Raw genomic sequence first — 12,293 nt, forward strand, 5'->3', positions numbered from 1 at the left:
CACCGACGCCATTGTCAGGCGCGTTGCCTGAGGCGGACACATGCTTGTGACGCACGCGAAGATGGCCATTAGCGTCATGACCTTTTGTCTTGCCTTGGCGGTGCCACAAGGTGGAAGCGCGTTGCCCGGCATCCTGGATGCGACGTGTTCGATCAAGGGGCAGGCATTCGTTCTGGATACAGGACACATCAGAGTGCCGTCGCAGGCCGCCGTACTGCTGCCGAGCGGTGAACTTTTGCGGCTACGCTACCCGCCTGAAAACATCGACACCTTGGGGCCACAGTATCCTCGCGGTCACGTATCGATTCCATTCAGAACACTGAAAGGAGTCGATGCCTCGTCGCGGCAGGTCGCTGTGTTCACGGTGCCGGGGACCTATCGGTTCTTGATGCAAGACGCCAATACCGCAGAAGGCATGGAACTCCATCAACTGCAATGCAGCGTCACGCTCACCAAAGCGCAAATCGACGCGACAGGTCTTTGACACAGACAACTTTCTACGCCTGAGCCTGACGACAGCAAGTGCGACCCAACGCGGCGGCCACTGGCCGCCGCGTTCGTTTGTCGGCTAGTCTGCGCGCATGAAGACCGTCGTCGTCGACCATCCGCTGGTCCGCCACAAGCTGGGCAAGCTGCGCGACATCGCGACCGACCCGGTGCATTTTCGCCTGCTCGCCGGTGAAATCGCGGTGCTGCTGGCGCTTGAAGCCACCCGCGATCTGCCAACCGAGCGGGTCGAAGTGCAGACCTGGGCCGGCCCCCTGCAGGTCGAGCGCGTGCGCAGCGAGGCGCTGACGCTGGTGCCGATCCTGCGCGCCGGGCTGGGGTTCCTGCCCGGCGTGCAATCCCTGCTGCCGGCCGCGCCGGTCAGCGTGATCGGCCTGCGCCGCGACGAGGCTACCCATCGCCCGGAAGGCTATTACCAGCGCTTGGCCGACCACATGGAGCGGCGCACCGCCTTGCTGATCGACCCGATGCTGGCCACCGGCGGCAGCGCCAGCGCGGCGATCCAACTGCTGAAGAACGCCGGCTGCACGCGGATCAAATGCCTGTTTCTGGTCGCCGCGCCGGAAGGACTGCGCGCGCTGGAAGCGGCGCACCCGGACGTCGAAGTTTACGTCGCCGCAATCGACCAGCGTCTGGACGAGAACGCCTACATCCGCCCCGGCCTCGGTGACGCCGGCGATCGCTTGTTCGGAACGCCGGTGGATTGAGCAGTCACCGCGTGTGGGCTCTCTCCCGCAAGCACCCTCACCCGCCCTTCGGGCACCCTCTCCCGCAAGCGGGAGGGGGAGGTGCATGGCCCCAAAGGCTTTCCCCCCGCGCCAGGCTCTCAGCTCAACACCATTGCCCGCAGCTCCGTCTGCGCACGAACCGCGCTGAACCGCCCCTTCTCGTCCTTGGCCACCTGCGCCAGCGCGTGCGCGGCGTCGTGGGTGAAAAACAATCCAACCTCGCGCGCCAGCATGTCTTCGAGAAAGGCGGTTTTCTCGTCGATCAACTCCTCGGCACAACGGTCGTAGCCCATCGTGATCGGCACGTGCACCCACGGGATGCCGGGGATCAGGTCGGCGCAGAACACCACGCCGCCGTGGGCGGCGCCATCCACCAGACGCGGCCCCAGCACCTCGGCCAGCAGCAGCCCCGGGGTGTGGCCGTCGCTGTGGTGGAAGCGCACCGACGGCCCCAGCGCCTTGCAGAAATCGCCCTCCACCAGCTCCAGCCGACCGCTGGCTTCCAGCAGCCCGGGCACTTCGGGAATGAAGCTGGCGCGGTCACGCGGATGCGGACGGCGGGCGCGCTGCCAGTGCTCGGCGCCCACCACGAAGCTGGCGTTGGGAAACAGCAGCCGCGGCGGCTGGCCGTCTTCCCACGCCGCCAGCAGCCCGCCAACGTGGTCGAAGTGCAGGTGCGAGAGCACCACCACATCGATGTCCTCGTGGCGGAAACCGGCCTTGGCCAGCGATTCCAGCAGCACGTGACGGTCTTCCACCACGCCATAGCGCTCGCGCAGCGGCGGCGGGAAAAAGGCGCCGATGCCGGTATCGAACAACACGGTCTTGCCGTTGATGGGCGAGGCCAGTAGCGCCCGACAGGCCAGATCGATGCGGTTGCGCTCGTCCACCCGCACCCAACGCTCCCACAGCGCGCGCGGTGCATTGCCGAACATCGCGCCACCGTCGAGTTTCTGGGTATTGCCTTCGATCGACCACAGTTTCATGACCGAAGTGTACGCCGGCCGGTGAAAACCCCTTTGACATCGAATAGGTGCCGACACCAGCAAAAACCGGCCATCGCGCGCGCAGCCCAACGGCCGCCTGCCTGCGTGATGGGTTCGTGGGGGCCAGGGATGCCCCGCGGCCGCGAATCGAAGCCGGACGCGAAGCTTGAGCGGCGAGCCGATCAGGCAGGCAGACGGCCGGCGCTGACGCCAGCGCAAACCCGTGTCCGTCAGGGCGAAACCACCACCTCGGCCTTGCCGACGTCGTTGCGCGGGTCGCTGCCGCCCAGCAACCGATTGTGCGCACGATCCCATTCCACCGTCTGCAGATTGCCCCAGACGTGGCTGGAACCGCGCCCGCCGACGGCTTCATCCGGCGGCAAATCCAGCGTGTGCCCCATCGCCCGCAGCGCCTGCGCCGCCTGCGCGGAAATCGCGCCCGGCTCGGCGTCGATCACGTCCGGCAGCCACTGGTGGTGGTAGCGCGGCAACGCCGCCACCTGCGGCGCGTCCAGCCCGGCGTCGTAGCCGAGGATGCCCAGCAGCACCATGGTGATGATCCGGCTGCCTCCCGGCGTACCCAGCACCACTACCTTGTCGGGCGATTCCATGAAGGTCGGCGTCATCGAGCTGAGCATGCGCTTGCCGGGCCTGGGCGCATTGGCCTCGTAGCCCATCACGCCGAAGGCGTTGGGCGTGCCGGGCTTGAGCGCGAAATCGTCCATCTCGTCGTTGAGCAGGACGCCGGTACCCGGCGCGACCAGTCCGGAGCCGTAGAGCAGGTTGACGGTCTGGGTCGCGCCGACGCGGTTGCCCTCGGCATCGATGATGGAGAAATGCGTGGTTTCCTCGTCCTCCAGCGGGGTCGGCTGGCCCGACAGCAGGTCGCTGGGGGTGGCCTTGTCGGGATTGATCGAGGCGCGCAGGCCGGCGGCGTAGGCCGGGCTGGTCAGCAGCGCCTGCGGCACCCGCACGAAGTCGGGGTCGCCGAGGTAGAAGGTGCGGTCCCGGTAGGCGCGGCGCATCGATTCCACCACCAGATGCACGCGTTGCGCTTCCGGCAGCGCTTCCAGGCCATAGGGCTCGAGAATCTGCAGCATCTGCGCCAGCGCGATCCCGCCGGAGGACACCGGCGGCGCGGTGACGATGGTCCAGTCGTGGTAGCGGAAGCGGATCGGCTCGCGCTCCTTGACCCTATAGCCGGCAAGCTCGTCCAGCGACCACTGTCCTCCCTCGGCATTGACCGCGGCCACCAGCTTGCGCGCGACCCGGCCGCGGTAGAAACCGTCGAAACCCTGCGCCGCCAGCCGTTCCAGCGTCGCCGCCAGATCCGGCTGTCGGAAAAGATCGCCTTCGGCAATGGGCTTGCCGTTCGGCGCAAACAGCGCGCGGGTGCCCGGATAGCGCTCCATCACCGCGCGCCGCGACTGGTAGCCGCGCGCCATGCGGGCGTAGACCGGGAAGCCTTCGCGCGCGATGCGGATCGCCGGCGCCAGGGTCTGCTTCAGCGGCAGCCGCCCGTAGGTCTCGGCAACGTGAACCAGCAGCGCCGGCAGCCCGGGGATGCCGGCCGACCACGGGCCGTTTTCGGAACGGTCCGGGTCGAGGTTGCCGGCACGGTCGAGGTAGCGGTCGGGCGTTGCCGCGGCCGGCGAAGTCTCGCGGCCGTCGATGAACACGTCGCGCCCGCTTTTCGCATCGTGCAGCAGCCACAAACCGCCGCCGCCGAGACCCGAGCTGATCGGTTCGACCACCGACAGTACCGCTGACACCGCCACCGCCGCATCGAAGGCGTTGCCGCCTTCGCGGAGGATTTGCGCGCCCGCCTCGGTGGCCGCCGCGTGCGCGCTGGCGATCGCCGCGCCGGGCGGACGCGGGGATTCCGCAGGCGCCGGATCCGTCGCCTGCGCGCCCAGCGCGAGCAGCGGCAGCAGCAGGCCGAAGGCCGCTGCCGCCAGCCGCGCCGCGAGCCTGGAATCGCGTCCCTTCACGAACCGCACCGGATCAATGCCACCCTCCGGCAACGCCCGTCACTTGGCCTCGATGAAGATGTAGTTGACGCCGGCCGCGCTCACCGCCGCCTTGGCCCGGTCGTTCAGCTCCGGGGTGCCGATGAACACGACCTTCACCCCCTTCATCGTCCCCTGCGGAACGTCCGGGAAGGCCGCTTCCATCATTTCGACTTCCTTGTCCGGCGCCGGCGAGGCAAACACCAGCATGTTGCCCTCGATGATGCCGCGGCTCAGGTCTTCCTTGAGCTTGCCGAGCTGGCGGTCGTACATGCCGCCGAAATCCTCGGTGGTCGCGGCCGGCAGGAAGTAGACGAACGGACTGCCGGTGATCCCGTCCATGTGGGGCTGCAGCTTGTAATTGAGATAGGCGATCCAGTCGGCCTGCTTGTCGCTGCTGGGCAAGGCGACCGGGGTCGGCTCCTGGGCTTGCGGAGCCTCATGCTTCTTGCAGGCCGCAAACGGCAGCATGAGACAGGCGATGATGAGCAGTCGCGTCAACATGTTCATGATGTTCCCTCTGTCTTGTGTATTGGCTGGCAAGTTGGCGGAGTGAAGGCGGCGGGCGGTCATGCCTGATCCTCCCGTCGCCGCGCTTCGAGCGCCGCGACGACGGCGGCGGGGACGAAGCCGGACACGTCGCCGCCAAGCCGCGAGATTTCCCGCACCAGCGACGACGAAATGAAGCCGTATTGTTCTGCGGGGGTCAGGAACAGGGTCTCGACCTCCGGAATCAGGTGGCGATTCATGCTCGCCATCTGGAACTCGTACTCGAAATCCGACACCGCGCGCAGGCCGCGCAGCAGGATGCCGCCGCCGATCTCGCGCACGAAATGCGCCAGCAGCGAATCGAACCCGCACACCTCCACGTTGGAATGGTGCCCCAGCGCCTGCCGGGCCAGCGCAACCCGCAACTCCAGAGGAAGCGCAGGCCCCTTGCCGGGACTGGCGGCCACGCCGACGATCAGGCGCTCGAACAGCGGCGCCGCCCGATTCACGAGGTCGATATGCCCGTTGGTGATCGGATCGAACGTTCCGGGGTAAACCGCGATGCGGGTTGCCGCTGTCATGGGCCGGTCAGTCGCCTTGGTTCGGCTTTGGTGCGAGTTTACCCCGCCTGAACAGCGCATAGCGCACTTCGCGGGTGCGCTTTTCGCGATGCAGCGCCCATTCCTGACCAGGATCAGGCGCCAGTTCGGCCGGGCTTTCGACGTAAAGCCAGGCCGAAGGCGAAAGTTTCGCCGCCAGAACCGGCAGGATTTCCGCCCACAACCCGGCCGCAAACGGCGGATCGACGAAGGCGATATCGAACTGCTCCCCCTGCCAATCGGCCAGAAACCGGCGGGCATCCGCCCTGTGCACCGCCACCGAACCCGTCGCGCCCAGCGTTTCGACCTCGGTTTGCAGCACCTGCGCCAGCCCGGGATCGACTTCGACCAGTTCCACCCGCGCCGCGCCGCGCGAGGCCGCCTCGAGGCCCAGCGCCCCGCTGCCCGCGAACAGATCGAGCACGCGGGCTCCGTCCAGCTCGAACTGCAGCCAATTGAACAGGGTCTCCCGAACCCGATCGGAAGTCGGTCGAAGACCGGGACGGTCGGGCACCGCAAGGCGCGTACCGCGCCAGCGGCCGCCGATGATCCGGACCGTTCCGGAACCGTTGTGCAAGGGTTTGACGCGTCGTGGATTCATCCGGTGTCGGGGGTGCTGGATGCTAGGATGACGGCCATTTTCGAACATTCCCGGATTCATGGTCAGCTGGTTCCGTCGCAAACCCTCCAATCCACCCGGGCAGTCCCCCGCGCAGGCTCCTGAAGCCGAACCTCGCCCTGACGCGCAAACGCCGGCAACGGTGGGCGCAGACCCGCACGAGGCCGGCCTTCCAGCGCCCGCCGCACCCGGCAAGACCGGCTGGCTGCAGCGGATCGGCAAGCTGCTCAATACCGACGTGGCCGAACTGCTCGGCCGCAATCCGATCCTCGACGACGACCTGCTCGACGAAATCGAAACCGCGCTGATCACCGCCGACGTCGGCGTGACGGCCAGCAGCGAATTGATCGAGGCGCTGCGCAAGCGGATGAAGTCGCGCGAATTTGCCGACGCACGGGCGCTGCTGAAGGCACTGCGCGCCGAACTGGTGGCCTTGCTGGTCCCGGTGGCCAGACCGCTCGCCATCGACGCCGGGCGCAAGCCTTTCGTGATCATCACGGTCGGCGTCAACGGGGTCGGCAAGACCACCACCATCGGCAAGCTGGCCCGTCGCTACAAGGACGAAGGCCGCAGCCTGATGCTGGCCGCCGGCGACACCTTCCGCGCCGCAGCGGTCGCGCAACTGCAGGCCTGGGGCGAGCGCAACGGTGTGGCCGTGGTGGCACAGGGCCAGAACGCCGATGCCGCATCGGTCGCCTTCGACGCCCTGCAGGCGGCGAAATCGCGCAATGTGGACGTGCTGATCGCCGACACCGCCGGTCGCCTGCACACCCAGGGCGGGCTGATGGACGAGCTGGCCAAAGTCGCCCGCGTATTGAAGAAGCTCGATCCCGACGCGCCGCACGAAGTGCTGATGGTGATCGACGGCACCACCGGCCAGAACGCGATCAACCAGGTGCGCAAGTTCAACGAGAAAATCCCCGTGACGGGACTGGTGGTCACCAAGCTCGACGGCACCGCCAAGGGCGGCGTGGTGTTCGCGCTGGCGCGCGAGTTCGGCATCCCGATCCGCTACGCCGGCATCGGCGAACGGCCCGAGGACCTGCGGGTCTTCGACGCCGAAGCCTTCGTTGACGCCATGCTGCCCGAAACCCTGGGCGGATGAACGCGACGGCAGCGCCGAGGCCGATCCGGCGGCGGTTGCTGCGGCTGGCCATCGCCTGCGCCGTCCTGCTGTTGCTGGCCGGCTGGCTGCTGCAGCCGCAGCGTGCCGGCCACTACCTGCTGCGCTACATCGGGGATTCGCTCGGGCTCGACGTCCAGGCCGCCTCGATCGATTACCGCCTGCGCGGCACGCCGCAGCTGGTGCTGCGCGGGATGACGGCCAGCCGCCCCGGCGATGCGCCGCTGCTGCGGGCACGTCGCGTCTTTCTGTCGCTGCCGTGGCGCACGCTGCGCACGGGCGGCAGCGACCTCACCATCGATCGCGTCGAGCTGGACGAACCGACGCTCGATCTTCCGGCACTGCAACGCTGGCTGGCGACGCGCCCGCCCAGCGAACCCAGCCATCTGCCGGCATTGACCCACGGCCTGCGCGTACGCGCCGGCCGCATCGACAACGACGACTGGCGCATCGACGGCCTGGCCATCGACCTGCCGTCGCTGCTTCCGGACCAACCCGCGCAGGCAAAAGTGCGGGGGCGCTATCTCGATGCACCGATCTCGATTCCGGCCGACCTGACCGTCGCCGTCGCACGACCACAACAACTGCTCGACGGCAAGCCCGTCCAGGTCTCCGGCAGCGGCCAGCTGACCCTGATCGAAGCCGATGGCTGGCGCGTTCCTGCACGGATTTTCCTGGCCGGGCCTCTGCGCATCGGCAAGGATTCGGCGCTGATGCAGCCGGCCAAGCTCGGCATTGCCGGGCGCTACCTGTCTTCTGGCGGCAGCGTACCGTTCCGGCTGGGCCTTTACGGGCCGATGGCGTTCAACAACGCCCTCTGGCGGTTCGTGCCGGCGACGGTGGTGCTGGCGGGCGACGGTGCGATCCCTTCCGCACGCGCGCGCGGCAGCCTGTCGGTGGGCCGTCGCCTGGGACTGCATCTGGAAGGCAGCCTGGCCGGCTGGCCGGATGCCTGGCCGGCGCTGCCCGCGCCGCTGTCGGCGTCGAAGTCGGCGCTGCTCTTCGCGCTGGACTACAAGGGCGCGCCGGCATTCACCGATCCCGCATCGCTGTCCCTGCGGCGCGACGCCACCGCGCTAGAACTGCATTTTCGCCTGCCGGAAGTGCTGGGCTGGCTGGACGCGGAAAGCACCGCCTCGCCGCTGCCGCCGCTGGCGGGAACGCTGACCACGCCGCGCGTCGAACTCGACGGAGCAACGCTGGAAGGCGTCGAAATCGAAATGGGCGACGAGTGAGCAGGCCCATGCGCGAAACCGCGGCGGCATCTCCGACCCGGCCGAAAAAGCGGCGCACATCGGGCAAGGCGCCCGACGACGCGCGACCGCCAGCGTCGGAACCCCTGCCCGACGGCGGGATCGCCGAGCGCCTGCTGGACTGGTTCGACCGGCACGGTCGTCACGACCTGCCCTGGCAGCACCCGCGCACGCCCTACCGCGTCTGGCTGAGCGAAATCATGCTGCAGCAGACCCAGGTGTCGGTCGTGATCGGCTACTTCCAGCGTTTCGTCGCCGCCCTGCCCGACTTGCCCGCACTCGCCGCGGCGCCTCTGGATCAGGCGCTCGCGCTGTGGTCCGGTCTGGGCTATTACGCCCGCGCCCGCAACCTCCATGCGGCGGCACGCATTTGCGTCGAACGCCACGACGGCGAGTTGCCACAGGACCTCGATGCGCTGATGACCCTGCCCGGGATCGGCCGCAGCACCGCCGGCGCCATCCTGTCGCAGGCCTGGGGCGAACGCGCGCCGGTCCTCGACGGCAACGTCAAGCGCGTGCTCTGCCGGCTGCAGGCGATCGAAGGCTGGCCGGGAAGCACGGCCATCGACAAACGGCTGTGGACTCTGGCGCAAAGCCTGCTGCCGGAAGCGCGCATGGCCGACTATACCCAGGCGCTGATGGATCTGGGCGCCACCGTCTGCACCCGCGCCAATCCCGACTGCGACGCCTGCCCGCTGCGCGGAACCTGCCGCGCCCGCCGACAGGGGCGAGCGGCGGAACTGCCGACGCCACGGCCCGGCAAACGGCTCCCGCTGCGCGAAGCGCACATGCTCATCCTGCGCGATGGCGAAGGCCGCGTGCTGCTCGAACGCCGCCTGCCGGTCGGCCTGTGGGCTGCGCTGTGGTCGCTGCCCGAACAGCCGGATCTGGAACACGCCCGGGCCTGGTTCACCCGGCATTTCCGTTCGGGCTTCGGCAACGCCCAACCGCTGGAACCGCTGCTGCACGGTTTCAGCCACTATCGGCTGAAAATCCAGCCGCTTCTGATCGTCGTCAACCGCCCGCGCGACGCCATCGCCGACAATGACGGCATGCGCTGGGCCACGCTTTCCGAACTGTCCGGCCTCGGCCTGCCTGCCCCGGTGCGCAAGCTGCTCCAGGAGTTTCAGACATGACGCGCAGAATCCATTGCGTCGTCGACGACATCGAGACCGAAGGACTGGACTTCCCGCCCTGGCCCAGCGAAGCCGGGCTGCGCGTCTATCGTGAAGTCGGCAAGCCGGCGTGGAGGCGCTGGCTCGCCCACCAGACCATCCTGATCAACGAATACCGGATCCATCCGATGAATCCGGAACAGCGCGAATTCCTCGAGCGCGAGATGGTCCGGTTCCTGTTCGAGAAAAGCGTGCACATGCCCCCCGGCTACGTTCCGAAGGGCGGTTGAATCGCAACGCCGGCGTTCAGCGCTTGTCGCGCAGGGTCTTCTCGGCGGCGCGCAGGGCGGGCAGATCGACAGGGCGGATTTCCTCGATGCGGCAACCGATCCGGGAACCCGACACCTCCACCCGATCGAACCGCGACAGCACCATCCCGGCGAGCGGGGCCAGTCGCAGCGAACTGGCGCCATTGCCCAGCCGCAGGCACGGCCCGGACAGCGTCAGCAGCCAGCGTTCGCCCGGACGGAGATCGAGCGCAACGTGCTGGTCATCGACTTTGTCCCAGCCGATCGGCGTCGTGTAGTTGATCTTTTCCACCGGCGCGCCCGCATGCGCCTCGTAGAGGGACAGCCGTTCGGTGTCGCTGAGGCGATAGGAAGCGCAAGCGGACAAACCAAGCGCGACCATCACGGGCAGGATCCAGATTTTCATGCCACATCTCCTATTCGGCGGATGTCCGAATCATCCGTGCCCGATCCACAACGCAGGCTTAGCCGTCGGGCTTGCGGATCCGGGCGGCAGGTTTCCGTTATGGACAGATTCATCATGCCCCATGCTTGACAGCCCGTGCCGCAGTGCAGCACAGTCGGCCCATGTCCCGCCGCATGACCACCACCACGACGACCACCGGTACCCGCCCGGTGCGGTCGGTCATGCCTGGATAATTCTTCCTGCCAGACATCGGCCCCGCAGCGTAGAGGCGGGGCGCGGACCCCGAACTCGAGCGCGGCGCGGGCCTCCACCGGAGGCTCCATGGATTCCCTCGCTTCGCCACCTGCCGCCCCCGCCTGCAGCGCGCACAAGTTCGGCGGCAGTTCGCTGGCCGATGCCGACTGCATCCGTCGCGTCGCCGACCTGCTGCTTGCCGACGACAGCCCGCGGCAGGTCGTCGTCACCTCCGCCATGCAGGGCACCACCGACGCCCTGATCGCGCTGGGTCGCGCCGCCACCTCCGGCGGCGACTGGGAGCCGGGCCTTCGCGCCATCCGCGCGCGCCATCTGGAAACCGCATTCGCCCTGCTGCAACGGCCGGAACCGGCACAGGCCCGGATCGACGCGCTGTGCGACGAACTGGACGAACTGCTGCGGGCCGCCACGTTGCTGCGGCAGCCGGGCCCCACCGCCCTGGCGCGCATCCAAGGCATGGGCGAACTGCTGTCCACCGGCCTGCTCAACGCCTGCCTGCGCGAACGCGGCGGCGACTACGCGCTGCTCGATGCGCGTCAGGTGCTGCGGGTGCGCCATACCGAACTGGGCGCCGTGCCCGACCACGCGGCCAGTGCGCACCTGCTGGCCGACTGGCTCGCCCGCAACCCGCAGCCCCGCGTCAACGTCACCGGCTTCATCGCCAGCGACGAGTGCGGCCTGCCAACCACGCTGGGGCGCAACGGCAGCGACTATTCGGCGGCAATCTTCGCCGGCCTGTTCAACGCCGACGAACTGCACATCTGGTCGGACGTGGACGGCGTGTTGTCCGCAGATCCGCGACTGGTCCCGGAGGCGGTACCGCTGCCGGCGATGAGCTACAGCGAAGCCTGCGAACTGGCCTATTTCGGGGCCAAGGTCATCCACCCGCAGGCGCTGGCGCCGGCGATCGCACGCGGCCTGCCGATCCGCATGCGCAACACGTTCGACGCCGGCCATCCCGGCACCCGCATCGATGCCCACGGCGATCCGGGCGCCGGGCCGGTCAAGGGATTGACCCTCAACCGCGACCTCGCGCTGGTCTGCCTCGAAGGCGCCGGACTGATCGGCGTACCCGGCACCGCCGAGCGCACCTTCGGCGCGCTGCGCGCCGCCGGCGTGTCGGTGGTGATGATTTCGCAGGGCTCCTCGGAGCATTCGATCTGCTGCGTGGTGCATGCCGAACAGGCCGAGGTCGCGCGCGTGGCGCTGACCTCGGCATTCGACCGCGAACTGGCCGGCGGCCAGGTGCACGGCGTCACCGCCGGCGCCGGCATCTGCGTGCTGGCTGCGGTCGGCGACGGCATGGCCGGCACGCCGGGCGTGGCTGCGCGACTGTTCGACGCGCTGGCGCGGGCCAGGGTCAACGTGCGCGCGATCGCGCAGGGCGCTTCGGAGCGCAACATCTCGGTGGCGCTGAACGAGGCGGACGCAACCCGCGCGCTGCGCGCGGTGCACGCCGCGTTCTGGCTGTCGCCGCAGACCCTCGCGCTGGCGGTCGTCGGGCCCGGCAAGGTCGGCGGCGCCCTGCTCGACCAGCTGGAAGCGGCGGCGCCGCGACTGTGCCGCGACGCCAACCTCGACCTGCGCCTGCGCGCGCTGGCCACCCGTTCGCGGCTGTGGGCGATCGATCATGGCGACGGCAGCGGCTGGCGCGAACGGATGCAGGGCGAATCCGCACCGGCCGATCTCGACGCCATCGTGTCGCATCTCGAGGCCACTCACTTGCCGCACAAGGTCATCCTCGACTGCAGCGCCAGCGACGCGGTCGCCAGCCGATATCCGCTGTGGCTGGCCGCCGGCATCCACGACATCACCCCGAACAAGCCGGCGGGGGCGGGTCCGCGGGATCGCTACCACGCCATCCGGGCCGCCTGCGCGCACGGCGGCGCGCGCTTC

The 12,293-nt window shown here is 68.7% G+C and carries 11 protein-coding genes and 2 pseudogenes; 7 read left to right on the forward strand and 6 right to left on the reverse strand.

The genetic code is table 11. The annotated features are described in order from the left end of the window. The first annotated feature begins 40 nt into the window (after positions 1 to 40). Both Q0X16_RS04230 and upp read left to right on the forward strand, forming a co-directional pair. Positions 41 to 484 carry a hypothetical protein gene (locus Q0X16_RS04230; RefSeq protein ID WP_297830955.1) on the forward strand — a complete coding sequence of 148 codons (444 nt, stop codon included), beginning with the start codon at positions 41 to 43 and terminating at the stop codon, positions 482 to 484. Positions 485 to 581: 97 nt separating this feature from the next. Next, the gene (gene upp / locus Q0X16_RS04235) at positions 582 to 1,214 is read left to right on the forward strand and encodes a uracil phosphoribosyltransferase (RefSeq protein WP_297830958.1); all 633 of its coding nucleotides are present in this window, start codon (positions 582 to 584) and stop codon (positions 1,212 to 1,214) included. A gap of 119 nt (positions 1,215 to 1,333) precedes the next feature. Here upp and Q0X16_RS04240 read toward each other — a convergent pair whose 3' ends face one another. From Q0X16_RS04240 to rsmD, 5 genes and pseudogenes are all read right to left on the reverse strand, one after another. Next, a complete protein-coding gene (locus Q0X16_RS04240) occupies positions 1,334 to 2,221 on the reverse strand; it encodes an MBL fold metallo-hydrolase (protein WP_297830961.1) in 888 nt (295 codons plus the stop codon). A gap of 230 nt (positions 2,222 to 2,451) precedes the next feature. Further along, a pseudogene (gene ggt, locus Q0X16_RS04245) lies at positions 2,452 to 4,092 on the reverse strand (gamma-glutamyltransferase); the annotation flags it as partial. Positions 4,093 to 4,251: 159 nt separating this feature from the next. Continuing rightward, the gene (locus tag Q0X16_RS04250) at positions 4,252 to 4,803 is read right to left on the reverse strand and encodes a hypothetical protein (RefSeq protein ID WP_297830965.1); all 552 of its coding nucleotides are present in this window, start codon (positions 4,801 to 4,803) and stop codon (positions 4,252 to 4,254) included. Next, positions 4,800 to 5,300, reverse strand: coding sequence for a pantetheine-phosphate adenylyltransferase (coaD, locus tag Q0X16_RS04255; protein ID WP_297830968.1), 501 nt, complete (start codon positions 5,298 to 5,300; stop codon positions 4,800 to 4,802). The genes Q0X16_RS04250 and coaD overlap by 4 nt, the downstream gene beginning before the upstream one ends. 7 nt (positions 5,301 to 5,307) lie before the next feature. Next, positions 5,308 to 5,919 carry a 16S rRNA (guanine(966)-N(2))-methyltransferase RsmD gene (gene rsmD, locus Q0X16_RS04260; RefSeq protein ID WP_297830971.1) on the reverse strand — a complete coding sequence of 204 codons (612 nt, stop codon included), beginning with the start codon at positions 5,917 to 5,919 and terminating at the stop codon, positions 5,308 to 5,310. Between the two features lie 115 nt (positions 5,920 to 6,034). Here rsmD and ftsY point away from each other — a divergent pair. From ftsY to Q0X16_RS04280, 4 genes and pseudogenes are all read left to right on the forward strand, one after another. Beyond that, positions 6,035 to 7,042 (forward strand): annotated as a pseudogene (gene ftsY, locus Q0X16_RS04265) (signal recognition particle-docking protein FtsY); the annotation flags it as partial. Then, entirely contained in the window at positions 7,039 to 8,295 is a 1,257-nt protein-coding gene (locus Q0X16_RS04270) for a hypothetical protein (RefSeq protein WP_297830974.1), read from the forward strand. The pseudogene ftsY and the gene Q0X16_RS04270, both read left to right, overlap by 4 nt. An 8-nt stretch (positions 8,296 to 8,303) precedes the next feature. Next, on the forward strand, positions 8,304 to 9,449 hold the full coding sequence (gene mutY / locus Q0X16_RS04275) for an A/G-specific adenine glycosylase (RefSeq protein ID WP_297830978.1): 1,146 nt from the start codon (positions 8,304 to 8,306) through the stop codon (positions 9,447 to 9,449). Further along, positions 9,446 to 9,718 (forward strand): oxidative damage protection protein, encoded by a 273-nt coding sequence (locus Q0X16_RS04280; RefSeq protein WP_297830981.1) that lies wholly within the window; start codon positions 9,446 to 9,448, stop codon positions 9,716 to 9,718. Before mutY ends, Q0X16_RS04280 begins: the two co-directional genes overlap by 4 nt. A gap of 16 nt (positions 9,719 to 9,734) precedes the next feature. On the opposite strand, the gene Q0X16_RS04285 is transcribed toward Q0X16_RS04280, so the two are convergent. Continuing rightward, positions 9,735 to 10,142: a DUF6491 family protein gene (locus Q0X16_RS04285; RefSeq protein ID WP_297830984.1), complete on the reverse strand. Its 408-nt coding sequence runs from the start codon at positions 10,140 to 10,142 to the stop codon at positions 9,735 to 9,737. Between the two features lie 321 nt (positions 10,143 to 10,463). Between Q0X16_RS04285 and Q0X16_RS04290 the strand changes: the two genes are divergently transcribed. Then, a partial coding sequence (locus tag Q0X16_RS04290) for an aspartate kinase (RefSeq protein WP_297830987.1) occupies positions 10,464 to 12,293 on the forward strand: 1,830 nt, incomplete at its 3' end.

Source organism: Thermomonas sp., assembly GCF_025993755.1.
Lineage (GTDB): Bacteria > Pseudomonadota > Gammaproteobacteria > Xanthomonadales > Xanthomonadaceae > Thermomonas.